Origin of the sequence: Hyphomicrobium sp., assembly GCF_036780825.1 — a bacterium.
Taxonomy (GTDB): Bacteria; Pseudomonadota; Alphaproteobacteria; order Rhizobiales; family Hyphomicrobiaceae; genus Hyphomicrobium_C.
On the sequence record NZ_DAIQCD010000006.1, the window covers coordinates 55,978 to 80,716 of the forward strand.

The 24,739-nt window shown below is 64.5% G+C and carries 21 protein-coding genes; 14 read left to right on the forward strand and 7 right to left on the reverse strand.

Features of this window, described 5'->3' with window-relative positions; genetic code table 11:
* The first annotated feature begins 56 nt into the window (after nucleotides 1–56).
* Nucleotides 57–392 (forward strand): hypothetical protein, encoded by a 336-nt coding sequence (locus tag V7P99_RS04615; RefSeq protein ID WP_333793609.1) that lies wholly within the window; start codon nucleotides 57–59, stop codon nucleotides 390–392.
* Between the two features lie 43 nt (nucleotides 393–435).
* Here V7P99_RS04615 and V7P99_RS04620 read toward each other — a convergent pair whose 3' ends face one another.
* Both V7P99_RS04620 and V7P99_RS04625 read right to left on the reverse strand, forming a co-directional pair.
* The gene (locus tag V7P99_RS04620; RefSeq protein ID WP_333793610.1) at nucleotides 436–1,416 is read right to left on the reverse strand and encodes a bifunctional riboflavin kinase/FAD synthetase; all 981 of its coding nucleotides are present in this window, start codon (nucleotides 1,414–1,416) and stop codon (nucleotides 436–438) included.
* A 23-nt stretch (nucleotides 1,417–1,439) separates the two neighbouring features.
* Complete coding sequence (locus V7P99_RS04625) at nucleotides 1,440–1,874, reverse strand: MaoC family dehydratase (protein WP_333793611.1); 435 nt, start codon at nucleotides 1,872–1,874, stop codon at nucleotides 1,440–1,442.
* A 355-nt stretch (nucleotides 1,875–2,229) separates the two neighbouring features.
* Between V7P99_RS04625 and V7P99_RS04630 the strand changes: the two genes are divergently transcribed.
* Entirely contained in the window at nucleotides 2,230–3,054 is an 825-nt protein-coding gene (locus V7P99_RS04630; protein WP_333793612.1) for a DUF1013 domain-containing protein, read from the forward strand.
* A 159-nt stretch (nucleotides 3,055–3,213) separates the two neighbouring features.
* On the opposite strand, the gene ubiA is transcribed toward V7P99_RS04630, so the two are convergent.
* Entirely contained in the window at nucleotides 3,214–4,212 is a 999-nt protein-coding gene (gene ubiA, locus V7P99_RS04635; RefSeq protein ID WP_442909868.1) for a 4-hydroxybenzoate octaprenyltransferase, read from the reverse strand.
* Nucleotides 4,213–4,321: 109 nt separating this feature from the next.
* Here ubiA and V7P99_RS04640 point away from each other — a divergent pair, with 109 nt between their 5' ends.
* From V7P99_RS04640 to V7P99_RS04675, 8 genes are all read left to right on the forward strand, one after another.
* Nucleotides 4,322–5,062 (forward strand): 16S rRNA (uracil(1498)-N(3))-methyltransferase, encoded by a 741-nt coding sequence (locus tag V7P99_RS04640; protein ID WP_333793613.1) that lies wholly within the window; start codon nucleotides 4,322–4,324, stop codon nucleotides 5,060–5,062.
* Nucleotides 5,063–5,097: 35 nt separating this feature from the next.
* The gene (locus tag V7P99_RS04645) at nucleotides 5,098–5,703 is read left to right on the forward strand and encodes a glutathione S-transferase family protein (protein WP_333793614.1); all 606 of its coding nucleotides are present in this window, start codon (nucleotides 5,098–5,100) and stop codon (nucleotides 5,701–5,703) included.
* A gap of 134 nt (nucleotides 5,704–5,837) precedes the next feature.
* The gene (gene ileS, locus V7P99_RS04650) at nucleotides 5,838–8,846 is read left to right on the forward strand and encodes an isoleucine--tRNA ligase (protein ID WP_333793615.1); all 3,009 of its coding nucleotides are present in this window, start codon (nucleotides 5,838–5,840) and stop codon (nucleotides 8,844–8,846) included.
* Nucleotides 8,843–9,373 carry a signal peptidase II gene (gene lspA, locus V7P99_RS04655; RefSeq protein ID WP_333793616.1) on the forward strand — a complete coding sequence of 177 codons (531 nt, stop codon included), beginning with the start codon at nucleotides 8,843–8,845 and terminating at the stop codon, nucleotides 9,371–9,373. The genes ileS and lspA overlap by 4 nt, the downstream gene beginning before the upstream one ends.
* Nucleotides 9,374–9,424: 51 nt before the next feature.
* Nucleotides 9,425–9,901, forward strand: a complete 477-nt coding sequence (locus tag V7P99_RS04660; protein WP_333793617.1) for a hypothetical protein — start codon at nucleotides 9,425–9,427, stop codon at nucleotides 9,899–9,901.
* A gap of 202 nt (nucleotides 9,902–10,103) precedes the next feature.
* On the forward strand, nucleotides 10,104–11,501 hold the full coding sequence (locus V7P99_RS04665) for a M16 family metallopeptidase (RefSeq protein ID WP_333793618.1): 1,398 nt from the start codon (nucleotides 10,104–10,106) through the stop codon (nucleotides 11,499–11,501).
* Nucleotides 11,502–11,580: 79 nt separating this feature from the next.
* Nucleotides 11,581–12,948, forward strand: a complete 1,368-nt coding sequence (locus V7P99_RS04670; RefSeq protein WP_333793619.1) for a M16 family metallopeptidase — start codon at nucleotides 11,581–11,583, stop codon at nucleotides 12,946–12,948.
* A gap of 91 nt (nucleotides 12,949–13,039) precedes the next feature.
* Complete coding sequence (locus tag V7P99_RS04675) at nucleotides 13,040–14,410, forward strand: glucose-6-phosphate isomerase (RefSeq protein ID WP_333793620.1); 1,371 nt, start codon at nucleotides 13,040–13,042, stop codon at nucleotides 14,408–14,410.
* Nucleotides 14,411–14,587: 177 nt separating this feature from the next.
* Here the strand turns inward: V7P99_RS04675 and V7P99_RS04680 are convergent, their stop codons facing one another.
* From V7P99_RS04680 to V7P99_RS04690, 3 genes are all read right to left on the reverse strand, one after another.
* Nucleotides 14,588–15,205 (reverse strand): response regulator transcription factor, encoded by a 618-nt coding sequence (locus tag V7P99_RS04680; protein WP_333793621.1) that lies wholly within the window; start codon nucleotides 15,203–15,205, stop codon nucleotides 14,588–14,590.
* Nucleotides 15,206–15,400: 195 nt separating this feature from the next.
* Nucleotides 15,401–16,018, reverse strand: coding sequence for a response regulator transcription factor (locus tag V7P99_RS04685; RefSeq protein WP_333793622.1), 618 nt, complete (start codon nucleotides 16,016–16,018; stop codon nucleotides 15,401–15,403).
* A 162-nt stretch (nucleotides 16,019–16,180) separates the two neighbouring features.
* A complete protein-coding gene (locus V7P99_RS04690; protein WP_333793623.1) occupies nucleotides 16,181–17,587 on the reverse strand; it encodes a HAMP domain-containing sensor histidine kinase in 1,407 nt (468 codons plus the stop codon).
* A gap of 907 nt (nucleotides 17,588–18,494) precedes the next feature.
* Between V7P99_RS04690 and proS the strand changes: the two genes are divergently transcribed.
* The 4 genes from proS to V7P99_RS04710 all read left to right on the forward strand — a co-directional run bounded on the left by proS (nucleotide 18,495) and on the right by V7P99_RS04710 (nucleotide 22,911).
* Nucleotides 18,495–19,841 carry a proline--tRNA ligase gene (proS, locus tag V7P99_RS04695; protein ID WP_333793624.1) on the forward strand — a complete coding sequence of 449 codons (1,347 nt, stop codon included), beginning with the start codon at nucleotides 18,495–18,497 and terminating at the stop codon, nucleotides 19,839–19,841.
* Between the two features lie 26 nt (nucleotides 19,842–19,867).
* Complete coding sequence (locus V7P99_RS04700; protein ID WP_333793625.1) at nucleotides 19,868–21,139, forward strand: lipoprotein-releasing ABC transporter permease subunit; 1,272 nt, start codon at nucleotides 19,868–19,870, stop codon at nucleotides 21,137–21,139.
* Between the two features lie 211 nt (nucleotides 21,140–21,350).
* The gene (locus V7P99_RS04705) at nucleotides 21,351–22,055 is read left to right on the forward strand and encodes an ABC transporter ATP-binding protein (RefSeq protein WP_333793662.1); all 705 of its coding nucleotides are present in this window, start codon (nucleotides 21,351–21,353) and stop codon (nucleotides 22,053–22,055) included.
* A 163-nt stretch (nucleotides 22,056–22,218) separates the two neighbouring features.
* Nucleotides 22,219–22,911: a DUF2147 domain-containing protein gene (locus V7P99_RS04710; protein ID WP_333793626.1), complete on the forward strand. Its 693-nt coding sequence runs from the start codon at nucleotides 22,219–22,221 to the stop codon at nucleotides 22,909–22,911.
* A gap of 171 nt (nucleotides 22,912–23,082) precedes the next feature.
* Here V7P99_RS04710 and ubiB read toward each other — a convergent pair whose 3' ends face one another.
* Nucleotides 23,083–24,681 carry a 2-polyprenylphenol 6-hydroxylase gene (gene ubiB / locus V7P99_RS04715; protein ID WP_333793627.1) on the reverse strand — a complete coding sequence of 533 codons (1,599 nt, stop codon included), beginning with the start codon at nucleotides 24,679–24,681 and terminating at the stop codon, nucleotides 23,083–23,085.
* Nucleotides 24,682–24,739: the final 58 nt, after the last annotated feature.

Genomic DNA, 24,739 nt, shown 5'->3' on the forward strand with positions numbered 1-24,739 from the left:
GTGCGCCCGGCCCTTAATCATGAAGTGGCCCGGGCCGGCAGCGGACGGAGGTCGCCATGAAGTACGAGGCTCTCCTCGCCGGTGGCATCATCGTCGCCGCGATCGTCGTCGCCGCGCTAACGCTGGACGGCCAGAAAGTACCCAATAAGAAGATCGCCGGCGGCACCGAGGCGTGCACCTATCATGCCGGTCCTATGGACGCTGAGCTGATCGCTGAGGGCAAGGATGCCGGACGGCGCATTCTGTACACGATCCTCGCTCTCGAGAGAAAATGCGAGTACGTGACCCTGGCGCTGCCGGATGGGACCCGCCAGGCGATGAAGCTCGGCCCCGCCGGCCGCAAGCCGGGCGAGCGCGGGCCGCCGAGCGTGCCAACGTTCCAGGATGAGTGAACGTGCTCTGGGCGTGCGGCACGCCGGGGAGAGACCCGAATGATCAGGTTTGCTTCGCCTCTGGCTTAGGCTGCGCCGGCGGCCCTGCCGCCGGAGGTGAGGCGGCGAGGATGGCCCGCGCCTTGGCGCAATCCTCCTCCATCTGTCGCACCAATTCGTCCGCGTTCGCGAACTTGCGATCGTTACGAACCTTGTCGATGAAAATGACCTCGATGGTGCGTCCGTAGATCCGCTCGGCGAAATCGAGCAGAAAAACCTCGAGCACCGGCATGCCGTCGTCGAACGTCGGGCGCGTGCCGAGATAGGCGGCGCCGTCCAGAACCCGCCCGTCGTCGAGCGTCGCCCGAACGGCGAAGATGCCATGTCCGAGCGCCGTACCCTTCGCCATCGCCACGTTCGCGGTCGGAAACCCGAGGCCTGTCCCGCGCTGCGCGCCGCCGATGACGGATCCGCGCACGCTCCAGGGCCGTCCGAGCAACTCGGCCGCGCTCTTGACGTCCCCTTCCGCCAGCTTGAGGCGGATTCCCGTTGAGGAAAATGGCTCGCCGCCCGCGGCGACAGGTTCGATAACGGTCACGTCGAAGCCATGCGTTTTTCCTGCGGCCCGCAGCGTTTCCGCCGAGCCCGATCGATTGTGCCCGAAGAAGAAATGATAGCCTACCACGACGTGGGCGATGCCGAGGGCACCGACCAAAATCTCGTCGATAAAGCGGTTGGCCTCGAGGGCTGCAAGCTTCGCGTCGAACGGCAAAACGATGGCGAGATCGAGACCCAGATCGCCGAGCACGTCGAGCTTTTCGGGAAGAGGCGTCAGGCGGAAGTGCGGCGTGTCGGGCCTGAAGAATTCGCGCGGATGCGGCTCGAAGAGCAGCACGCCAGCAGGGCGCCCCAATCGCCGCGCCTCTTCGATGGTCCGCTGGATCAAGATTTGATGGCCGCGGTGCACGCCATCGAAGTTTCCGATCGCGAGAACAGCGCCTCGGGCCTCGGGCGGAATTGCGTCCGAGCCTTCTATGACTCGCATGGTGGGGCGATCCTGTGGATGGGTCATGCGGCCGGACGGCCGGGAACCTTGAGCTGCGCTTCGCCCGTCAGAACAGGCGTTCCATCGACCGTGCATACGGTTTCGAAACGCGCCCGTTTCTTCTCGGGATTGAGCTCGACGAGCTTGACGGTAGCGACAACGGTATCGCCGATCTTGACGGGTGCCTTGAAATTGAGGGTCTGGGAAACGTAGATGGCGCCGGGCCCGGGCAGCTTCATGCCGAACACGGCTGAGATGAACGCGGCGGACAGCATTCCATGGGCGATCCGCTCCTTGAACATTGTGCCGGCCGCATAGGCGGCATCGACATGCACCGGATTGCGGTCTCCTGAGATCTCGGCAAAAGCCATGATGTCACCCTCGCTGACCGCCTTGGAAAGCGAGGCCTCCTGGCCCACCGCGAGATCTTCGAAGTAGGTGATTTTGCTGTTGGTCATGCGGGTCATCCTGACGGTGTTCTGGATCTGGTCCATGGCGGAGCCATGCAACGAAAGATCAGGCGGAGCCATGCAACGAAAGATCGGGCGAAGCTATGCAAGTTAAAGTGCCCGATAAGAAATACGGTCAAACAAAACCTGAAGCCGTCGCGCGACTCCACTTAAGCTGAGGCGAGCCGAGTGACCCGCGCTGCTTAGTTGCTGACATGCAACTCGTGGCCGTTGGCCGCCCGTCTGTCGGCTGCACGCAACTGTTGCAGCCGGGCATCGGATGGCGTTATAAGGCGTAATCCCAAAATTTCTACGACCCACAATGGCTTTTGCGGAGCGCCCGCGGGAGCCCGGAGAAAACCATATGAGCGACCGCAAACCTCTGATGCCGAAGGCCACCGCCGTCTGGCTGGTCGAGAACACGTCGCTGTCCTTCGAGCAGATCGCCGAGTTTTGCGGCTTGCACGTGCTCGAGGTCAAGGGCATCGCCGACGGCGACGTGGCCCAGGGCATCAAGGGGCTCGACCCCGTGACGTCGAGCCAGCTGACGCGCGATGAGATCGAGACGGCAGAGAAGGATGCGAGCCGCAAGCTCCGGCTGGCCGAGCCGAAGGTGGTCATTCCGGAGACCACCACGTCGCGGCGCGGCCCGCGGTATACGCCCGTCTCCCGCCGCCATGACCGCCCGAACGCCGTTCTCTGGCTTCTTCGCAACCATCCCGAGCTCAAGACGAGCCAGATCATGCGCCTCGTCGGCACGACCAAGCCGACGATCACGCAGATCAAGGAGCGGACGCACTGGAATTCGGCGAATCTGGTGCCGCAGGATCCGGTCACACTCGGGCTCTGCTCTCAGACCGAACTCGACAACGAGGTGAAGAAGGCGGCGCGGCGCGTCGAGCGCGAGCAGCGCGAGGCTGAGCGCGAAGCCATCAAAGCCGGCACGCTGCTGCCCACCGAGGAGACGACGGCCCCCGAAGCCGCGACAGCGGACGAGGAAGGCTTCCGGCCGACCGCCGAGATCGTGCATCCTCGCGGTGCCGAGGAGGCGCACGAGGAAACGCCGGCCGAGGAGGAAGCGCGCGTCTTCGCCAAGCTCAAAGAGCTTAAGTCGGATGCTCCCTCAGAGGACGAGGACGACGAGAGAGCGGCCGAGAAGGACGAGGAGACGCCGCGGGGCGACGGCTGACCGTTTCTTCGTGGCAGTTCCGGGCCCGACTTAGAGGCTGTGATCGTTGCGAATGCCCTATAGTGCCGTTCCGGTTTAAGCGGAAACGGAAAACGGCTCTAAGTTTTTGTTTCTTCGTGCTTCTTTCCGGAAAAATGGTTCCATTTTTCCGGAAACATTCTAGCTCAGCCCTGCCCACCAGGAGATGAGCGTATCGGCGACGAGGGCGATGAAAATCGCCGCGCCCACGTCGCGGTTGGCGCGGAAGCGGCGCAAGCAGTTCTGTGCGTCCGATGTGTCGAGCGTCGAGACCTGCCAGGCCATCTGGAGGCCGACCAGCGCCACGCCGAAGAAGAACACGAGATGGGTGCCCGCCAGGAACCCCGCGGCGATCCAGAGCAGGAGCGCGCCCGCATAGAAGCCTCCGATCCAGGTCGCTGTGTTTTCGCCGAAGCTCAGGGCTGTCGATTTGAGGCCCAGCATCAGGTCGTCCTCGGTGTCTTGGTGGGCGTAGATGGTGTCATAGCCGATCGTCCACAGCACGGAGCCGACGTAAAGCAGGAACGCCGGCAGCGCCAGCGAGCCCTTGACGGCGGCCCAGCCCATCAGCGCCCCCCAATTGAAGGCGAGGCCGAGCACGGCCTGGGGCCAATAGGTGAAGCGCTTCATGAAGGGATAGATCGCCACCAGCCCGAGTGACGCCACGCCGAGCAGGATGGTGAACAGGTTGAACCAGATCAGCACCAGGAAGCCGATGCCGGAGAGCACGGCGACGAACAGCAGCGCGGCTTCGGGCGAGACCTGACCCGAGGGGATGGGCCGGCTGGCCGTCCGCTCCACGCGCGCGTCGTACTCGCGGTCCACGTAGTCGTTATAAGCGCAGCCCGCGCCGCGCATGACCACGGCCCCGATGGCGAACAGGGCCAGGAGCTTGAAGTCCGGATGCGGCCGCCCGTTCGATACCTCGGCCAGCGTCACCGCCCACCAGCACGGAAAGAGCAAAAGCCAAGTCCCGATCGGCCGATCCAGGCGTGCGAGCCTGAGATAGGGCCGCCACGGCCTGGGGGCGAAGCGGTCCACCCAGTTCCCGGCCGGCGCGTCCCTGACGGATTCTGATCCGCTTTCGGTCGTTCGGTTCTGATCCGGGTTGGCCGCCTGTGGCATCATCGTGGCTTGCATCCTGCTGTCGTTTTTGGGGCGACGTTATCCGCCGGCGCCTTGCCGGGCAACTCGGCCGAATGCATCTCGCGCACTTCTATGCCGCGCCGGCTTCGGGTATGCACACGCCATGGCCGTTCATGATTTCACGTCCCAGCGTCTCTTCGTCGATCATCCGCTCGCAGCGGGCACGCGTGTGCCGTGCACGCCCGAGCAGGCGAGCTATCTGCGGGGCGTTTTACGCCTTTCGGAAGGCGACGAGATCCTGGTTTTCAACGGCCGCGATGGCGAATGGCGGGCGCGCCTAGCCGAGCAGGGAAAGCGCGGCGCGGCGCTGGAGGCCATGGCTCTCGCGCGCCCCCAGGTAGGCGGGCCGGACCTTCATTATCTCTTCGCACCATTGAAGCGGGCCCGGCTCGACTACATGGTGCAGAAAGCGACCGAAATGGGCGCCTCCCGCCTGGCGCCTGTGCTGACGCGCCATACTGTTGCCGAGCGCGTCAATCTCGGCCGCATGCGGGCCAACGCCATCGAGGCCGCCGAGCAGTGCGGCATTCTGCGCCTGCCGGATGTAGCGGAGCCAGTGGCGCTCCCGGCATTGCTCGAGACGTGGGATGCGTCCCGCGCGTTAATCTTTTGCGACGAGGGGGCCGAGCAGGCAAACCCGCTCGTCGCTCTCGGTGCGCTGCGTCCGGGGCCGCTTGCGGTACTGATCGGGCCCGAGGGCGGATTTTCGCCCGATGAGCGGGAGATGATCCGCGCCCTGCCGCAAGCGACGGCGATCTCGCTGGGGCCACGCATCATGCGTGCCGACACGGCGGCCGTCGCCGCGCTTGCGCTCGTCAATGCCGTCCTTGGCGACTGGCGCTAGACACGAGAAAAACGTAACGCAACGGAGGCTTCCCCGTGCTGACGCTCTATCACAATCCGCATTCGCGCTCCGCCGTGGTCCACTACATGCTGCACGAACTTGGCGAGCCGTTCGAGATCGTGCCGGTCGATTTGCAGAAGGGTGAGCACAAATCGCCCGAGTTTCTCGAGCTCAACCCGATGGGCAAGATCCCCGTGCTCCGCGATGGCAACGTCGTCGTGACGGAGGTTCCGGCCATCCTCACGTATGTCGCCGATAAATATCCGAATGCCGGTTTGGCCCCCGCCATCGATGCACCCGACCGCGGCGCTTATCTTCGCTGGATGTTCTTCTATGGAAGCTGCATCGAGCCGGCGGCGACGGACCACTATCTGAAGCGGGAGTCGCCGTCATCGACAGTGGGCTGGGGAAAGCTGGACGATGTGCTGGGCACGCTCTCGGCGGGCCTCACGCCCGGGCCCTGGCTGCTCGGTGAGCGCTTCTCGGCGGCCGATGTGCTAATCGGATCCGGGCTCGGCTACATGCTTCCGTTCAATCTCCTTCCCGAGCGCCCGGAATACCTTGCTTATGTGGAGCGGCTGGAGGCTCGGCCGGCGCATAAAGCGGCCCGGGCGGCGGATGCCGCGCGCTTGGCGGATTGAGGTGGCTCTCGGTTGCCAAGCGTGCGGTTCTGCATCACGACGCGCGATGATTAATGCCGGGAGGCTTCAATCGAGGGCGGAAAACGTCTAGAACCGCCATCAAATCAGGCCGATACGGAAAGACAGGCAAGGAAATGACGAAGGGCAGCGGCGGGGCGGAGGCAACTATGGCGAGCGGCGCAGGCACGCCCGCCCGCGACTGGAGCGAGACGCTGTTCCTGCCCAAGACCGACTTTCCGATGAAGGCCGGCCTCCCGCAACTCGAACCGAAGATCCTCGAGCGCTGGCAGCAGCGTGGGCTTTATCGCGAGCTGCGCGAAGCGTCCCGCGGCCGTCCGAAGTTCGTACTGCACGACGGCCCGCCCTATGCCAACGGCCACATCCACATCGGGCACGCGCTGAACAAGATCCTGAAGGACCTTGTTGTGAAGAGCCAGCAGATGCTGGGCTTCGATTCCAACTATGTGCCCGGCTGGGATTGCCACGGCCTGCCGATCGAGTGGAAGATCGAGGAACAATACCGCGCCAAGGGCCGCGAGAAGCCGGATTTTACTGATCCCGACGCCATCAACGCGTTCCGCGACGAGTGCCGCAAGTTCGCCGAGACCTGGGTCGACGTGCAGCGCGAGGAATTCAAGCGGCTCGGCGTCGTCGGTGACTGGGAGCACCCGTATCTCACCATGAGCTACGCGGCGGAGGCCACCATCGCGCGCGAGCTGATGAAGTTCGCCGCCAACGGATTGCTCTATCGCGGCTCGAAGCCCGTCATGTGGAGCGTCGTCGAGAAGACGGCGCTGGCCGAAGCGGAGGTCGAGTATCAGGACTATCAGTCCGACATGGTGTGGGTGAAGTTTCCGGTGAAGTCCGGCGGCCTGCCGCACGATGCCAGCGTCGTCATCTGGACGACCACGCCGTGGACGCTCCCCGGCAACCGGGCCATCAGCTTCTCGTCGAAGATCGACTACGGTCTTTACGAGGTGACGGCCGCGCCCGAAGGCAACTGGGCGAAGGTCGGCGACAAATACGTTCTGGCCGACAAGCTGGCGGCAGACGTCATGAAGGCCGCGAAGGTAGAGGCTTTCGAGCGCCGCGCCGCCGTTACAGGCGACGAGCTAAAGGGTGCGCTGGCCGAGCATCCGCTCGCGTCCCTCGGCTACGGCTTCGACGTGCCGCTCCTCGACGGCGATCACGTGACCGACGATGCCGGCACCGGCTTCGTGCATACCGCGCCTGGCCACGGCGCCGACGACTACAACATCTGGATCGCGAGCCAGAAGGCGCTCCGCGACCGCGGCATTGACACCACCATCCCCTTCACCGTCGACGCCGATGGCGTGCTGACCAAGGAAGCGCCGGGCTTCACCGGCAAGCGCGTGCTGAAAGAGAACGGCGACAAGGGCGATGCCAACGACGCCGTCATCAAGGCGCTGGCGGAAGCGGGCAACATCATCGCGCGCGGCCGGCTCAAGCATCAGTATCCCCACTCGTGGCGCTCGAAGAAGCCGGTCATCTTCCGCAACACGCCGCAGTGGTTCATTGCCATGGATAAGGGCTTCGGCACAGACAGCCGCACGCTCCGCGAGGTGGCGCTCGCCGAGATCAAGGCGACGGAATGGGTGCCGGAAGCCGGCGAGAACCGCATCACGGGCATGATCGCCAATCGCCCGGATTGGGTCGTCTCTCGCCAGCGCGCGTGGGGCGTGCCGATTACCGTGTTCGTTGCGAAGCGCGACCACGACGGCGTTAAGGAAGGCGAGATCCTGCGCGATGAGGCGGTGAACGCCGCCATCGCCGAGGCGTTCGCCAAGGAGGGGGCGGACGCATGGTTTGCGGCCGGCGCCGCCGAGCGCTTCCTCGCGCCGAAGTACGATCCTGAGATGTGGGAGCAAGTGCGCGACGTGCTCGACGTGTGGTTCGATTCGGGCTCCACCCACGCTTTCACGCTCGAGGACCCCGCTGAGTTTCCCGGCCTCGCCGGCATTCGCAGCGTGCGGGATGGCGGCCCCGACCGTGTCATGTATCTCGAGGGTTCCGACCAGCATCGCGGCTGGTTTCATTCCTCCTTGCTCGAGAGCTGCGGCACGCGCGGACACGCACCTTATGACGTGGTGCTGACGCACGGCTTCATCCTCGACGAGAAGGGGGATGAGAAGATGTCCAAGTCGAAGGGCAACGTGCTCTCGCCGCAAGACGTGATGAAGACCTCCGGCGCCGATATCCTTCGCCTCTGGGTCGCTTCCGCCGACACCACGAACGACATCCGTTTCGGGCCTGCCATCGTGCAATCGGCGGCTGAGGCTTACCGCAAGCTCAGGAACACGCTGCGCTGGATGCTCGGCGCGCTCCACTATTTCTCGCCGGATCTGCGTGTGCCGCGCGCCGAGCTGCCCGAGCTCGAGCGGCTGATGCTGCATCGCTTGGCCGAGCTCGACGCCGAGATCCGCGAAGCCTATGCCGCCTACGATTATCGGGGCGTGGTGGCGGCGCTGTTGCCGTTCATGAACACCGATCTTTCGGCGTTCTATTTCGACATCCGCAAGGACGCGCTCTACTGCGAGCCCTATTCCAGTCTGAAGCGGCGGGCGTGCCTGACCGTCATCGACCAGATCTTCGGCTGCGTCACCACGTGGCTGGCGCCGATCCTCGCTTTCACCGCCGAGGAAGCGTGGACTCACCGTTACGGCGCCGAACGCAGCGTGCATCTCGAGATGTTCCCCGCGGTTCCGGAAGCCTGGCGCGATGACGAGCTGGCCGAGAAGTGGGAGCGGGTGCGCTCCGTTCGCCGCGTCGTAACCGGCGCGATTGAAATCGAGCGTGCTGCGAAGCGTCTCGGCTCGAGCCTCGAAGCGGCCCCCGAGGTGTTCGTCACCGACGCTGCGCTTCATGAAGCGGTGCAGGCCATAGACCTTGCCGAGATCACGATTACGAGCGCCGCGACGCTCACCTGCAAGGTGCCGCCGGACGCCGCCTTCACGTTGCCGGACGTTCCGGGCGTCGGCGTCGTCGTGCATCGCGCCGAGGGGCGCAAGTGCGCCCGTTCATGGCGCATCACGGCGGACGTCGGCTGTGATCCTGCTTATCCGGACCTCTCGGCCCGCGATGCCGCCGCCGTTCGCGAGCTCGAAGGCAGGGCGCGCGCATGATGCCGGCAGAGGGTCGCCTCTCGCGCTGGCTCTGGGGCCCGCATTCGCAGCTTGTCCTGGGCGTCGCCGCCGTCACGTTCACGCTGGATCAGGCGCACAAGTGGTGGATGCTGCTTGGTTACCGCATCGCGGAGAAAGGGCGCGTGACGGTCACGCCCTTCCTCGATCTCGTGTTCGTCAAGAACACCGGGATCAGCTATTCGCTTCTAGACCAGTCGAGCTATAGCTGGCAGCTCATTCTCGCTTTGTTCTCCGTGGTCGTCTCTGTGGCCCTGTGGGCGTGGCAATCCGCTGCCGGCACGGGCCGGCTGATGGCCTGGGCGCTTGGGCTGATCATTGGTGGCGCGCTCGGCAACGGCGTGGATCGGGTGCTGATCGGCGGCGTTGCGGATTTCTTCTCGTTCCATGCCTTCGGCTTCTACTGGTACGTCTTCAACATCGCCGATGTGGCGATTGTTGCTGGCGTGGCGGCGCTCTTGTATGACTCGCTTGCGGGGAGTCGCAATGGCGCCGCAAAACCGATGTAACCCGTGCCCCTGGGGTGCAGAGCGTTCATCGGCAAGAAGGGGGCGGGCGATTTGACTTTAGCGATCAGATCCAGGAGCCGTCGGCTGGGCGTACGGCTCGCGCCGGCCGCCATGGTCGTGGGCGCGCTCATGCTGTCCGGGTGCTCGGCTGACGATGTCGAGCTCAACGGCAAGATCTTCGATGTCGTGGGGCTCAACTCGGGCTCGACACGCGCCGCTGAGCCGAAGATGGCGGCTCGCGCGCCGCTCGTCATGCCGCCTAACCCGGAACGCGTGCCGGAACCGGGCCTGCCGCCTGAAGGGCAGGCGGCCGATGTCGCAGCTCTTGCCGATCCCGATGTCAGGGTCAAGACCTCGCGCGCGGAACTCGAGCGCCAGCAGGCTGAGTATTGCAAGGTCCACTATGAGCAGGCCAAGGCCCTGGGCGACAACGACGCCGACAGCGCATCAGGCCCGCTCGGCCCCTGCCGCGGCTCGATTTTGTCCGCGGTCAAGAAGTGGACCGCCGGCGAAGAAACTGAAGAATAGCGGCTTTGTCCGCCCGCGCTGCAGGGGGCATCGCTATGGTGTCTGGCAACAAGCTGTCAGCACGGAAACGTATTTTGCGCTCTTCGCCGCTCTCAAAATGACATGAACGCCTTGTCATTTGACAACGGCTGCCCGAATGCCGAGATCTCGTGCAGCGTTTTGCTATCCGCTCCCGATCGATCTCTCGCCACCGAGGATCACGATGATACAGTTGCCGGGCGTTTTCCGCCTCTTCGTTTGGACCGCCACGCTCATGCTCGCAATCGCACCGCTAGAAGCCAAGGCTCAACCCCGCACGAGCGAGTTCATGCTCGCCAACGGGCTTCAGGTCGTGGTCATCCCCGATCACCGCGCCCCGGTCGTCACCCATATGATCTGGTACAAGGTCGGCGCTGCGGACGAGCCTCGGGGCGTCTCCGGCATTGCCCACTTCCTTGAGCACCTGATGTTCAAGTCGACGGACAAGATCCCCCTCGGCGAGTTCTCGAAGATCGTCGCCCGCCTTGGCGGCAACGACAACGCCTTCACGGGGCATGACGTCACGAGCTACTTCCAGCGCATCGCCAAGGAGCGCCTCGCCACCGTGATGGGGATGGAGGCGGACCGGATGGTCAACCTCCGCCTGACCGACACCGAGGTTGCGACCGAGCGCGACGTCATCCTCGAGGAGCGACGCAGCCGCATCGAGAACAATCCTGCCGCCATCATGGACGAGCAGATGAATGCGACGCTTTACTACTCCCATCCTTACGGCATCCCCGTCATCGGCTGGGAGCACGAGATGGAGAAGCTCTCGCGCGAGGACGCGCTGAGCTTCTACAAGCACTTCTATGCGCCGAACAATGCCGTGCTCGTCGTCGCCGGAGATGTCACCGCAGACGAAGTGAAGAAGCTCGCGGAAGAAACCTACGGCAAGATCCCGGCCAACCCCGCCGTCGCCTCGGCGCGCGATCGGCCTGAGGAGCCGCCACAGCGCGCGGCGCGCCGCGTCAGCTACTCCGATCCGCGAGCCGGCAATGCCTCGTTCCACCGCGACTATGTCGTGCCGAGCTACAGCACCGCTCAGCCGGGCGAGGCCGAAGCGCTCGACCTTATGATGAAGATCGTCGGCGAGGGCGCGACAAGCCGCCTCTACAAGCGGCTCGTGGTCGAGGAGAAGCTCGCGTCGTCTGCTGGCGGCACCTATTCAGGCTCCGGCCTCGACAGCGGCTCGATCGCCATCTACGCCGTCGCAGCCGACGGGGCGGAGCTCTTGCCGAAGATCGAAGCGGCGGTCGACAGCGTCCTTGCCGAGGTGCGCGACAACGGCGTCACCGAGGCGGAGCTCAACCGCGCCCGCTCGAGCTACATCGCCGACTACATCTACGAGAACGACGACCAGTCCTCGCTTGCGCGGCGTTACGGCTGGGGCCTGGCCCTCGGCCGCACCGTAAGCCAGATCGAGGGCTGGCCGGATGCGCTCGCCAAGGTGTCGGTCGACGACATCAAGCGTGCCGCTGGAACCTACCTCGATCTGCGCCGCTCGGTGACGGGCTATCTCACGCCATCTCCGCAGGAGGACGCGCACGCCCAGCGGCCATTGCCGAAGAGCCGCTCGTAGCGCGCCCGTCGGCGTGGCCCGTCGCCTCGAACCTGGACATGCGTTTTATCTTGCCGGATGCGCCCAAGGACCGCTCACAATGGATAAGCTCAGCCGTTCTCTCGGCCGCCTCGGCCGTATCGATGGCGCGATCTTTCTCTCTCTCCTCGTGCTCGCCCTCAGTCTCACCCTTGCCAGGCCCGCTCACGCCATGAAAATCCAGGAAATCACCAGCCCAGGCGGCATCAAGGCCTGGCTTGTCGAAGCGCGCGAAAATCCGCTCCTGGCGCTGAGGTTCTCCTTCGAGGGCGGTAGCTCGCAGGACCCGGAAGGGAAGGCTGGCCTGGCCAACTTCCTCTCCGCCATGCTCGACGAGGGCGCAGGCGACATCACCTCCGGCGATTTCCAGGAGCAGATGGAAACGCTCGCCATGCGCATGCGCTACGAGGACGGTAAGGACGCGTTCTACGGCAACTTTCAAACTCTGACTCAGAACCGCGCTGCCTCCGTGAAGCTCCTGAAGCTCGCTCTGACGAAGCCACGCTTTGATCCCGACGCCGTCGAGCGCATCCGCGGGCAGCTTCTCGCCAATCTCGTCTACTCCGACCGTAATCCGGAACGCGTGGCCGCCAAGGAATGGTACGCCGCGGCCTTCGCCGGCCATGTCTACGCTCGGCCGGCGCAAGGCACGGCGGAGACGGTGAAGTCCATCACGCGCGACGATCTCGAGGCCTACCGCAAGCGGAACTTCGCGCGCAGCAATTTGCGCGTCGTGGCGGTGGGCGACATCGGGGCCGCCGAGCTTGGCGCGCTCCTCGATGAGGTGTTTGGCGATCTTCCGGAGACGGCGGATCTGACGCCGGTTCCGATGGCGACGTTTGCCAAGGGGACGGAGAAGTGGACGGCGATGGATGTGCCGCAGTCCGTAGCAGTGTTCGGGCTGCCTGCAATGCCGCGCAAGGATCCGGATTTCATGGCGGCATTCGTCCTGAACCAGCTCATCGGCGGCGGCGGATTTGCGTCGCGCCTGATGGAGGAGGTGCGCGAAAAGCGTGGCCTTGCCTATTCTGTTTACAGCTATCTCCAGCCCTACCGGCACGCATCGATCCTGTTCGGTGGCGTCGCGACGCGGGCGGATGCCATCCAGCAGTCGCTCGATGTCATCCGTACGGAATTGAAGCAGATCGCGGAGGACGGCCCCACGCCGGCGGAATGGGAGAACGCGAAGAAATACCTGATCGGGTCCTACCCGCTGCGCTTCGATACCAACGCCAAAATCGCCAACCAGCTCCTCGGCCTCATGGAGGACGACTTCGGCCCCGATTATATCGAGAACCGCAACAAGATGATCGAGGCGCTGACGCTCGAAGACGCTCGGCGTGTCGCCAAGCGCCTGCTTGTAACCGACGGCCTAGTCATCACCGTCGTCGGCCAGCCTGCGACGGCGTCGGCCGACAGCAAGGGCTGACGCCGGACCCCCGAGGCTCCGCCGGCGAGCGGGTACGAACCGGCAGGCCCTCTCGCGGAACCTACGTCCTTCGCGCCGGTTATGGGGAAGCATGAACAAGCCTGAACCTGCCGTCTCGTCGTCCTCTCCCGCTTACAGACAATCCATCGCGGGGTGTCTTTCCGGCGCCATCGGCGAACATGGCTTGTCGGAGGCGGAGCTTGGCCGCTGGCTCGAGAGACTTGCGCCGGCGCTTCACGATCTCAAGGCCGATTACGCGAGCGGCCGGCTGCCTCTGCTCAGGATTGCCGAAGAGACGGCTGACCTCGACCAAGCCGAAGTGGCCCTCGGCCGGCTTGCCCAAGGCGCTGAGACCATCGTCTTCTTCGGAACCGGCGGCTCGGGGCTCGGCGGCCAAACGCTGGCGCAGGTCGGCGGCTGGGGGCTTCCTGGCGTCTCCCTCCGCGGGGCATCGCCGCGCCGCGCCGTTCTGCGCACGCGTTTTTACGACAATCTGGATCCCGTTACGCTTTCGGCCGGGCTCGATGCGCTCGATCTCGCAAAGGCGCGCTTTGTCGTGACCTCGAAGTCGGGCGGTACGACCGAGACCTTGGCGCAACTCCTGGTCGCCTTGGCCAAAGTCCGTGACGCAGGTCTCGCGGATCGTATCCCCGAACTATTCCTCGGTATCACCGAGCCGGAAAAACCCGGCAAGACAAACGGCTTGCGCGCGCTTCTCGCGAGCCTCGGCGTCCCCATGCTCGATCATCACACGGGGATCGGAGGCCGATTTTCCTGCCTCACCAACGTGGGCCTATTGCCGGCGATGGCTCGAGGGCTCGATGCGCGCAAGATCCGCGCCGGCGCCCGCGAGGTGGTGGATGCTCTCGTCAATGCGTCGTTCCCCGCAGCTTACGCGCCCGCCATCGGCGCCGCGACGGCCGTCGGCCTCTCCAAGGAGCGTGGCATCCGCACGCTGGTGATGATGCCCTACAACGATCGCCTCGGCCGCTTCTCGGATTGGTTCGTGCAGCTCTGGGCGGAGAGCCTCGGCAAGGGCGGTGAGGGCACAACGCCTGTGCCCGCGCTCGGTCCCGTAGACCAGCACAGCCAGCTTCAACTTTTCATGGATGGCCCGCGCGAGATCGCGGTGACGGTCATGCGCGTGGCGAGCGCGGGCGATGGCCCGGTGCTCGATGCGGGACTGGCAGAAATCGCCGGGCAGGGCTTCCTCGGCGGCAAGACGATCGGAGATGTCGTTGCCGCGCAGGCGCACGCCGTTGCCGAGGCTTTGACACAGGCCGGCCGTCCCGTACGCACGTTCGATCTCGCAGCCCTCGATGAGCGCTCCATGGGTGCGCTCCTCATGCATTTCATGATCGAGACCATTCTCGCCGGTCGCCTGCTCGGCCTCGATCCCTTCGATCAGCCCGCCGTCGAGCTTGCCAAGACGCTGACCCGCGAACGCTTGGCGGCGCGTTAAAGTGCTTCCGGAAAAGTGGGAACCGGTTTTTCGATAAGAAGCACGGCAGAAAGAGTGCTTCCGGAAAAGTGGGAACCGGTTTTAGATAAGAAGCACGACAGAAAGAGCGCTTCCGGAAAGTGGGGAGCCGCTCTTCCAACGCCAACCAGCTCCTGTCTCGTCACCTCCCTAGGCGCTCTATCCGATGCGACGTTCGACCGAGAGCCGGATCAGATCGGCGGTGCGCTCCACGCCGAGCTTCTCCTTGAGGCGGCTGCACGAGTTGGCCACCGTCTTGTAGGCGATGCCGAATATAGCGGCGATCTCGGCAAGGCTCTTTCCCTCGCCAAGGAGGCGCAAAATCTCGACCTCGCGGTTCGAAAGCTTATGCAGCGGGTCCTCGGCAAATGTTTGGCTGAACACGAGCTCGCTCGCCGTCGAGCGATCGAGATAGCGATCTCCCGAGGCGATCTTTTGAACAGCCGTCACCAGCTCTGCGGCGTCGGCGCTCTTGCTGACATAGCCCGCCGCCCCGGCTTTGAGCGCGCGCATGGCGTAGCTCGGCTCGGAGTGCATCGTGAACATCACGATGCGGTGCGCGCCGTTATCCGCCTTGAGGCGACGCAGAAGCTCGAGGCCGCTCGAGCCGTCGAGGTTGATATCGAGAACGATCACGGTAGGCGCGATCGTGCGCGAAAGCTCCATGGCGTCCTGCGCGGTCGCCGCCTCATGAATCTCCGCACCGGGAATCGTCGAGAGAAGGCGGCGGATACCCTCCCGCACCACGGCGTGATCGTCGACGACCAGGATTTTCATGCTCTCGAGCCTCCTCGCGGGGCCATGAGGCTAGCACGCAATTTCGGCCTCATACAGTTGCGAACGTTGGAATTTATGCTTCTGCCCCAGAGGAGCCGCAATGCGCCATGATCTGCTCACCCAGTGTGCAAGAAGCTCGGGAAAAGATGGCGATAGCCTCGCCCCGCAGCCGGCGGGCCAAGCGGAGGTCAGATCTCAGTTGCGGCGGTTCTCGATAGAAAAGCGGATGAGATCCGATGTTCGCGGAAGATCCAGTTTCTCCTTGATGCGCCCGCACGAGTTGGCGACGGTCTTGTACGCGATGCCGATCGCCTCTGCGATTCCTTGCAGGCTTTTCCCTTCTCCCAGCATGCGCAGAATCTCGATCTCCCGGTTGGTGAGCTTGCGCAGCGGATCCTCCGCGCGCACGCTGCTCATCACGAGCTCGCCGGCCATGCTGCTATCCAGGTATCGCTGGCCTTCCGCAATCCGCTGCACGGCCGTCAGCAGCTCCTCGCTCGGTGCGCTTTTGCACACATAGCCGTAAGCGCCCGCCTTGAGCGCGCGGCTGGCGTAGATGGTCTCCGAGTGCATGCTGAACATCAGGATGCGCGCCGATGGGGTCTCGATGCGGAGGCGACGGAGAAGCTCGAGCCCGCTTGCCCCTTCGAGATTGATGTCGAGGATGACGACGTCGGGATTTTCCTTGCGCGCAAGCGCCAGGGCCTCGTGGCCCGTCGCCGCCTCGAGCACAGTGGCATTCGGTATCGACGACAGGAGCCGCTGCACGCCCTGGCGTACGACGGGATGATCGTCGACGACGAGAACCTTCATGGCCTCACTCCTGCATTCTGGAGTGCGCGCACTCTCTTTGGCAGTGTGCGTTTGAGCGCGCACCCTGCATCGTTCGATTGAGAGACACGCTTCGATGCGAGCCGGCCGCGCGCATGCGGCATGACCGGGCCGCCCACCGGAGCGAATGTCCCGATCATCGCGCTACGATCCATCGAATGCGGCATAGCTTTCCCGTATTGGCAGCCAGACGTCCACCGAAACACCTGCCTTATCGTCCCGTTCGTTAATTTCGACCGTTCCGCCGAGCGCTGCAACCCGCTCGCGCATGGCGATGAGCCCGAACCCGCTCGCGAGGCTGGCCGGCTTGAGCCCGCCACCGTCGTCGCGCACGAGCACACGCACGTCGTCGTCCTTGTCACGCGTCACGGATACGTCGATTTCGGTCGGAGAGCCGTGCTTGAAGGCGTTGCTGAGCGCTTCGCGGACGATGCCGTGGATGACGGTGTCGAGCTTCTGGCCGCAGCTCCGGTCGGTCACATCGACATCGAACGTCACGTCCGGATTGCGCAGCTGCCATGACGCCACCAGCGCCTCGATCGCGTTCGCCAGTCCGAGCTCCAGATGCGCCGCCGGCCGCAGACGCCCGAGGATCGATCTGACGTGCTTCTTCATATGCACGACCGCCTCGCGTATGGCGTCGGCCCGCACGGAGAGCGCATCCATGTCGACGGTGCCTTTTTCCGTCATGTGCCGGATGCTCGAGACGTCGACGTCCACCGCGAAGAGAAACGGGCTCACCTCGTCGTGCAGATCGCGGGCGAGATCGGCACGCTCTTCTTCCTGCGCCGTTGCAAGCTGCTCGTTGAGCTCGCGGTTGCGTCGCTCCATCTGGCCAAGCCGCGCCGCCATCTCGTTGAAGCCGGTGCAGAGGCTCGCGAGCTCTGTGGGTCCGCTCTCGGGGACGCGGGCCGTGTAATCGCCCCCGCCGAGCCGTTCGAATGCGGTCGATAGCGTAGGCAGTGGCTCGAGCGCGCGCCGCACGGTGATGTAGATGAGCGTCGACACGAGGCCGAAGAAGAGGGAGAGCATCGTCATGCTGCGGACGAAGTCGTCCCATACCTCCTCCACCTCGCCGCGTTGCTCGGCTTCAAGCTCAATGAGGCCGTAGGCTGCAATCGAGTCCGGAAGCGGAATACGGATCACAGCAGGCGGCCGCGCAATGAGCTTATAGAACCACTCGGGCAGTTCCTCGGCCGGTGCCGGCACACTCGATATACGGGCCCCGCTCGGCTCCGGCTCGATGAGCGTAGCTTTGACATGCCGATTGCCATCGAAAACGCGCACGAGCCGCACGAGCTGCAAGCGCGGCTCATCGTCGTTGGCCGCCTCCTGGGCCACCTTGCGCACGGTTTTTTCGGCAAGCGTCAGCGCGGATCCCACCTCCGTCTCGACCTTCGTGGCGGCATGCCAATAGATCAGCAGCGCGCTCAGGACGAGGCTCAGCAGCAGCACCATGGCGATGGCGCGAATGATCGTGGCGCTGAGAGATTCCGATTTGCGGGGCCCGAACGGGCTGGCGAGGCCTTTGGCTTGTGTGGGGTGCGGCATATCCAATCGGCTCACATCTCGACACTATGGCGCGCGGGGATCCCGCGGCCGAGCCAAGGGGGTGCCGAATGATAACGGCGGGGCACGGGGAATGAGCGCACCGTGCATGAACGGCGGGGGGTGCTCCGTCCCGAAACTTCTCTGAACATTTGCCCGTCCCGCGTGTGATCTTCTCGGAAAGTTTCAGTGTAACAGGGTAACACTTCCTATGTTATAAAATGTCATATCGTGCAAGGGCGAGACGCTGCACAAAGGAGAAACCACACAAGGACGTGTGCGTCCTTTTTGGTCTTGAAGGACACTGCGCGTCGCCTGTCACGAAAGCTCGTGTGGGGGGAGTGTGGCGTGGAACACATCATCACCCGAGCGTTCTGGCGCGCTGAACTCGGGGCGGCATTCGAGGCCGATATGCGAGAATGACATCCTGATGACGGATTTTGTCAGTCCTCAAAACGCAAAGAGCAAGGCCGGGGCCTTGCTCTTTGCACTTGGCTCGTGTGGACGACGTTATCGCCGTCATTATCGGCTCGAAGATTTCAGAGCAGAGCCCCGTTCTACGGCCATTTTCTCCCTAGACTTGGGCCCCGAGCCACCTGGATTTCATTGGCTTCGTCCCTATCGCCTCAACGAGCGGACCATACTCGAACGGCGGCGCTATGTCACGGGGGCCTGAGAGAAAAAATCGCAGGTGGCTAACACCCGTGCTTAACGCCCGACTCCAGGCAATCCGCGACCCTTGGCTGGCGGATTTTGCAGGCCGCTGCAGCGTCCTTGCGGATGCTTCGTTGCCCTGGAGAGCAATCCTGGCTATTGACGCCTGCGGAGCTTTTTCAGGCCCCCGGCGCAACCGGTGCGGGCATCCTGCCAGCCCGCGGAAACCTCGCCGCAACACAAGAATATGATCCCCATGCATCTTTCCCGCTTCTTCCTGCCTGTCCTGCGCGAGACACCCAAGGAAGCCGAGATCGTCTCCCACCAGCTGATGCTTCGCGCGGGCATGATTCGACAGTCGTCGGCCGGCATCTACTCCTGGTTGCCGCTCGGGCTGCGCGTCCTGAAGAAGATCGAGGGGATCGTGCGCGAGGAGCAGAACCGCGCCGGCGCCGTCGAGCTTCTCATGCCGACCATCCAGTCGGCCGATCTCTGGCGCGAGAGCGGGCGCTATGAGGCCTACGGCAAGGAGATGCTGCGTATCCAGGATCGGCATGAGCGCGACATGCTGTTCGGCCCGACGGCCGAGGAGGTGGTCACCACCATCGTCCGCGACGGCATCAAGAGCTACAAGGACCTGCCGACGAACCTCTACAACATCCAGTGGAAGTTCCGCGACGAAATCCGGCCCCGATTCGGCGTCATGCGCGGACGCGAGTTCCTGATGAAGGACGCCTATTCCTTCGATCTCAGCAAGGAGGCCGCCCGTGCCGCCTATCGGCGCATGTTCGTCGCCTACCTGCGCACGTTCGCCCGCATGGGCCTTCGCTCGGTGCCGATGCAGGCGGACACAGGCCCCATCGGCGGCGACCTCAGCCACGAGTTCATCATTCTTGCCGAGACGGGCGAGAGCCAAGTCTTCTGCCATAAGGACCTGATCGAAGGCGAGATCCCGGCGGCGCACACCGATTTCTGGGGCGATCTCACGCCGATCTTCGACACCTGGACCTCGCTTTATGCCGCGACCGAGGAGAAGCACGATGCGGCTCGCTTCGAGCGCGAGGTGCCCGCTGAGAAGCGCATCTCCGCCCGCGGCATCGAAGTCGGCCACATTTTCTACTTCGGCACCAAATATTCGGAACCCATGGGATGCAGGGTGCAGGGGCCGGACGGACAGCAGGTGACGCTCGAGATGGGCTCCTATGGCATCGGCGTCTCCCGTCTCGTCGGCGCCATCATCGAAGCGAGCCACGATAAGGCCGGTATCGTCTGGCCTGTTCCCGTGGCGCCTTTCGAGGTTGCCGTGGTCAATCTGAAGGCCGGTGATACGGCGACGGACAAGGCGGCCCTCGAGGTCAAGACCCGGCTCGAGAGCGCCGGCCTCGACGTGCTCCTCGACGATACCGAAGAGCGCGCCGGCGCCAAGTTCGCGACCATGGATCTGATCGGCATTCCCTATCAGGTCATCGTCGGGCCGAAAGGCGTGGCGGCAGACGAAATCGAGATCAAGGATCGCAAGACCGGCGAGCGCGAAACCTTGCCGACCGAGGCGGCGCTCAAACGCATAATTCACCGGGTCATGGATCAGCGCGTGCTGGTCTGAAGCCGGACACAAAGGGGGAAGCGCCGATGGCGGCGACGACGATCGACACCAAGCCGTTTTCGCCCTTCGAGTGGCTGCTCGCCTCCCGGTATCTGCGCGCCCGCCGCAAGGAAGGCTTCGTCTCGGTGATCGCGGCGGTGTCGTTCCTCGGCATCATGCTAGGCGTTGCGACGCTGATCATCGTCATGGCGGTGATGAACGGCTTCCGCAAGGATCTCTTCTCCAAGATCCTGGGGCTCAACGGGCATGTCGTCGTCTACAAGGTCGGCGCTCCGTTCGACGACTATGACAACATCGCCAAGGCCGTCATGCGCGCCGACGGCGTCGTGCGCGCCATTCCGCTGATCGAGGGCCAGGTGATGGTCTCCTCGGCCGTGCAGGCGCTCGGAGCCGCTGTGCGCGGCATCCGCGAGAACGACCTCAAGGGGCTGCCGCTCGTAGCCGACAACATCCGCTATGGCGCCCTCGACGGCTTCGACGAGGGGGGAGGGCTCGCCATCGGCATGCGCCTCGCCAACATGCTGCGCATCAATGTCGGCGACACGCTCACCATCATCTCGCCACGCGGCGCCGCGACCCCGTTCGGCACCGCGCCCCGCTCCAAGACCTATCCCGTCACGACCATCTTCGAGCTCGGCATGGCCGAGTACGACAAGACAATGATCTTCATGCCGCTGGCGGAGGCGCAGCGGTACTTCTCGAAGAATGACGAGGTGGACATTCTGGAGGTCATCGTCACCGATCCGGAGGCGGTGGAGGCTGCGTCTCAGCGCATTCGCGGCGAGGCGGGCCCGACCATCAACGTGACGGACTGGCGCCAGCGCAACGAGACGTTCTTCACCGTGCTCGAAGTGGAACGCAATGTGATGTTCATCATCCTGTCGCTGATCGTGCTGGTGGCCGCGCTGAACATCATCTCGGGCCTCATGATGCTGGTGAAGGACAAGGGACGCGACATCGCCATCCTGCGCACGATGGGGGCAACGAAGGGTTCCGTCATGCGCGTGTTCCTGATCACCGGCGCTTCGATCGGCGTCGTCGGTACCTTGGCGGGGCTCGCCATCGGCATCGTCTTCTGCGCCTATATCGAGGAGATCCGCCAGTTCGTGGCGTGGATGGCGGGCACGACGGTCTTCGATCCGAACGTCTATTATCTCACCCGGCTCCCCGCCGACATCAATCCCGTGGAGACGGGTTCGATCGTGCTGATGGCGCTCGTCCTCTCGGTGCTGGCGACGCTCTATCCGTCCTGGCGCGCTTCGCGGCTCGATCCCGTCGAAGCGCTGCGTTACGAGTGATGACAATGCTCGAAGTCAGCGCCGACGCGCGTCCGAACACAGGGCATTGCGGTTTCCGCAACGTCGCTCCACCCCCCTTGTGGGGGAGGTTAGGTGGGGGGGAACCCCGAACGCCAGCATTGGAAGCCGCCCCGCTCCTGTCCACTCCCCACAAGGGTGAGGAGAATACGGGCGTTGTTTGCTTGGCAGGAGGGATGCGCCCGTGCACGAGATGACCGCACAGCACATTCCGGTCCTGAGCCTTGTCGGTCTGCAGCGCGTATTTCGCCAGGGCACGCGCGAGATCCACGTGCTCGCCGGCGCGTCAGTTGACGTGTGGGCAGGCCAGTGCGTGGCGCTCGTCGGCCCCTCGGGCGCCGGAAAGTCGACGCTCCTTCACATCGCCGGCCTGCTCGAAACGCCGGATTCCGGCCACGTCATCGTTGCCGGGCGCGACTGTTCGGCGCTCGACGACCATGAGCGCACGCGCATCCGCCGCGCCGAGATGGGCTTCATCTACCAGTTCCACCAGCTTCTGCCCGAGTTCTCGGCGCTCGAGAACGTTGCCATCCCGCAGATGATCCTCGGCCGCTCCCGGCGCGAGGGCGAAGAGCGGGCCCGAAAACTGCTTGGCTCGCTCGGGCTTGCCGAGCGTGTCGATCACCGCCCGGCGGAGCTTTCCGGCGGCGAGCAGCAGCGCACGGCGATCTGCCGCGCGCTCGCCAACCGGCCGCGCCTCATTCTCGCCGACGAGCCGACCGGCAACCTCGATCCCCGAACCTCGGAGATGGTTTTCCAGGAGCTGCTTGCCCTCTTCCGCAGCGAGGGCGTGGCCGCGCTGATCGCCACGCACAACCTCGATCTGGCGCGGCGCATGGACCGCGTCGTCGTGCTCGACAGCGGCCTTTTGGTGGAAATATCGCCTCAGGCCGTGTGAACATTGCGTCGCAGCCCGTTGAACCATGTTTCGCGGATAGCATCGCTTTTTGGGCGCAAACATAAAGTCTATCTCCGGCGCCGGCTGGCCGGCCGCGCCCTGTGTCGAATGGGAACGTGGATTGCGTTTCGCCGTTCACATCTGGCCAATCGAGGAGAGAGTCATGCCGTTCGAGAGACATAGTCTTCGCATCGCCGCACTAGCGGCTATGATGCTTGGATGCAGCCCCGCGCTCGCTGGCGACGATCCGACGGGCGTGTGGATGAGCGATACCGGCCGAGGGGCCGTCGAGATCAAGGATTGTGGCGGCAAGCTCTGCGGTGTTGTCGTCTGGGTAAAGGATGCGACGGACGCCGAAGGCTGCGGGCGCCAGATCATCGGCGACCTAGTGAAGGGCGGCGGCAACGCCTGGGGCGGCGACTCCGCCTGGATCTACAGTCCCGAGAAGAAGAAGACCTTTAACGTCGAGGTCACGCCGCTCGCCGATGGCACGCTGAAGGTCAAGGGTTACGCCGGGTTGAGCTTCCTGTCGAAGACCATGATCTGGACCAAGGCGCCGGACGATCTCGTCCGCTGCTCGACGCAGGAGGCAGCCGGCCCATCTGCAGCCCCCGCAGCGCCGGGCGCTAGCGCTGCCAAGGCGTCTCCGGCCACTGCTGCTCCCGGCGCAAAGCAGGCCGCTCCCTCGGCGCCGAGCAGGAATAGCCACGAGACGAACGTGGCAGAGAATGGCGGGAAGCCTGTCGATATCGAAGGCATTCCCGGCGACGTGTTCTCCCGGAAGGACGGCAAGTGCAAGGTCGATACGCCGTGGGTGAAGCTCGACTTCGACTGCAAGGGCAGTGAGCGCGAGTAGCGTGCTTCCGGAAAAGTGGGAACCGGTCATGGCGGAGCCATGCGGGTAAAGAGTCCGATAAGAAGCACGAGATAGAGAGTGCTTCCGGAAAAGTGGGAACCGGTTTTCCGATAAGAAGCACGAGATAAGAGAGTGCTTCCGGGAAAGTGGGAGCCAGGCTCCGGGATGGCCTCAGATCCAGCCGATGTACTTCGCCGCCAGTGCGACGAGGCTGAGGGCGCCGACCCATGTCGCGATGCGCGCAAGCCGGTCGCGTCGTCCCGTTGCCCGCCCGATGCCTTCGATGGTCGCCGGATCGAGCCGCAAGCCGTCGCGCGCCATGTCCGCGAGCCCGACCGATGCCCGCTCGGCCTCGGCGAGCATGGTCGGCACCTCGGCGAGGATGCGAGCCAGCGTTGACGCGCTCTCGCCGGCCTTGCGCACGGCGCCGCGCGCACCGTAGTTCGCTTCGACCCACTCCTTGGCAACAGGCTCGGCCGCCGCCCACATATTGAGCGACGGATCGAGCCCACGCGCCACGCCCTCGACGATGACCATGCTCTTCTGCAGCAGGATCAGCTCCGGCCGCGTCTGCATGTCGAACACTTCGGTATAGGCAAAGAGCTGGCCCAGGAGATCGGCCATCGAGATCTCATCGGCCGTGCGCCCGTGGATCGGCTCGCCGATGGCGCGCAGCGCCTGCGCGAACACCTCGACCGGGTGATGCGGCGGCACGTAGCCGGCCCAGAAGTGCACTTCCGCCGCACGCTGATAGTCACGCGTGATGAGCCCGTGGAGGATCTCGGCGAGAAAGCGGCGCTCCTTGTGGCCGAGCCGGCCCATGATGCCGAAGTCCACGGCCGTCACCCGGCCTTCCCGATCCACGAACAGGTTTCCCTGATGCATGTCGGCATGGAAGAAGCCGTCGCGCATCGCATGCGTGAGGAAGCTTCTAAGCACCGTGAGACCGAGCGCGTTGAGATCGTAGCCCTGCTCTCTCACGCGCGCGTGGTCGGAGAGCGGGATGCCGTCGATCCAGTCGGTCGTCAGCACGCGCTTCGCGGTGCGCCGCCAGTCGACCACGGGAACGCGGAATTTGGGATCGCCGGCGGTATTCTCGGCCATCTCCGAGATGGCGGCACCCTCGAGCCGGAGGTCCATCTCGAGCTCGGTCGTGCGCGCTAGGTTCTCGACGACGGCCACGGGCTTTAAGCGCCGCGACGGCGCATGCACGCGCTCGATCAGGCGTGCTGCAAAAAAGTAGCTGTCGAGATCGCGTTTGAAGCGCTTCTCCACGTCGGGCCGCAGGATCTTGACGGCCACCTCGCGGCGCTGCCCGTCTTTAGCGAGTGTGACGGCCTTGTGAACCTGGGCGATGGAGGCTGCTGCGACCGGCGGGCCGAACTCGGCGAAGTGATCCTCGAGCTTGCCGCCGAGCGCCTCTTCCACGGCACGGCGCGCTTCCGCCATGCTGAAGGGGGGCATCTTGTCCTGCAGGTGGCGGAGATCGCCCGCGAGCTCAGGTCCAATCACGTCGGCGCGCGTCGCCAGGAACTGTCCGAGCTTAATGTACGATGGGCCGAGCGCGGCCAGCGCCGACGAGATGCGCCGCTCTTTCGGCTTGCCGGCATTGAACGGCGCGGCGACGAGGGCGATCGGCAGCGTCGCCAGCCGCGCCAGGCGAAGCGCCGGCGGCACGGGCTGTCCCTTGGGCACGAAGTGCACGCCATGCTGGGCGAGCACGATCCCCGCCCTTGCCAGGCGCCAGATGTTGGTGAATGCGTTTGCCATGCCGGGCAAGCGGTACTTGGCCTCGGCCGATGTTGCAAGCCACGTCCATCGCTAGAGT

Bases quoted from the DNA above. Each gene is read 5' to 3' on its own strand.
- V7P99_RS04615 (WP_333793609.1), top strand. From the start codon at position 57: ATGAAGTACGAGGCTCTCCTCGCCGGTGGCATCATCGTCGCCGCGATC.
- V7P99_RS04620 (WP_333793610.1), bottom strand. From the start codon at position 1,416: ATGCGAGTCATAGAAGGCTCGGACGCAATTCCGCCCGAGGCCCGAGGC.
- V7P99_RS04625 (WP_333793611.1), bottom strand. From the start codon at position 1,874: ATGACCAACAGCAAAATCACCTACTTCGAAGATCTCGCGGTGGGCCAG.
- V7P99_RS04630 (WP_333793612.1), top strand. From the start codon at position 2,230: ATGAGCGACCGCAAACCTCTGATGCCGAAGGCCACCGCCGTCTGGCTG.
- ubiA (WP_442909868.1), bottom strand. From the start codon at position 4,212: ATGCAAGCCACGATGATGCCACAGGCGGCCAACCCGGATCAGAACCGA.
- V7P99_RS04640 (WP_333793613.1), top strand. From the start codon at position 4,322: ATGGCCGTTCATGATTTCACGTCCCAGCGTCTCTTCGTCGATCATCCG.
- ileS (WP_333793615.1), top strand. From the start codon at position 5,838: ATGACGAAGGGCAGCGGCGGGGCGGAGGCAACTATGGCGAGCGGCGCA.
- lspA (WP_333793616.1), top strand. From the start codon at position 8,843: ATGATGCCGGCAGAGGGTCGCCTCTCGCGCTGGCTCTGGGGCCCGCAT.
- V7P99_RS04665 (WP_333793618.1), top strand. From the start codon at position 10,104: ATGATACAGTTGCCGGGCGTTTTCCGCCTCTTCGTTTGGACCGCCACG.
- V7P99_RS04670 (WP_333793619.1), top strand. From the start codon at position 11,581: ATGGATAAGCTCAGCCGTTCTCTCGGCCGCCTCGGCCGTATCGATGGC.
- V7P99_RS04675 (WP_333793620.1), top strand. From the start codon at position 13,040: ATGAACAAGCCTGAACCTGCCGTCTCGTCGTCCTCTCCCGCTTACAGA.
- V7P99_RS04680 (WP_333793621.1), bottom strand. From the start codon at position 15,205: ATGAAAATCCTGGTCGTCGACGATCACGCCGTGGTGCGGGAGGGTATC.
- V7P99_RS04685 (WP_333793622.1), bottom strand. From the start codon at position 16,018: ATGAAGGTTCTCGTCGTCGACGATCATCCCGTCGTACGCCAGGGCGTG.
- V7P99_RS04690 (WP_333793623.1), bottom strand. From the start codon at position 17,587: ATGCCGCACCCCACACAAGCCAAAGGCCTCGCCAGCCCGTTCGGGCCC.
- proS (WP_333793624.1), top strand. From the start codon at position 18,495: ATGCATCTTTCCCGCTTCTTCCTGCCTGTCCTGCGCGAGACACCCAAG.
- V7P99_RS04700 (WP_333793625.1), top strand. From the start codon at position 19,868: ATGGCGGCGACGACGATCGACACCAAGCCGTTTTCGCCCTTCGAGTGG.
- V7P99_RS04705 (WP_333793662.1), top strand. From the start codon at position 21,351: ATGACCGCACAGCACATTCCGGTCCTGAGCCTTGTCGGTCTGCAGCGC.
- V7P99_RS04710 (WP_333793626.1), top strand. From the start codon at position 22,219: ATGCCGTTCGAGAGACATAGTCTTCGCATCGCCGCACTAGCGGCTATG.
- ubiB (WP_333793627.1), bottom strand. From the start codon at position 24,681: ATGGCAAACGCATTCACCAACATCTGGCGCCTGGCAAGGGCGGGGATC.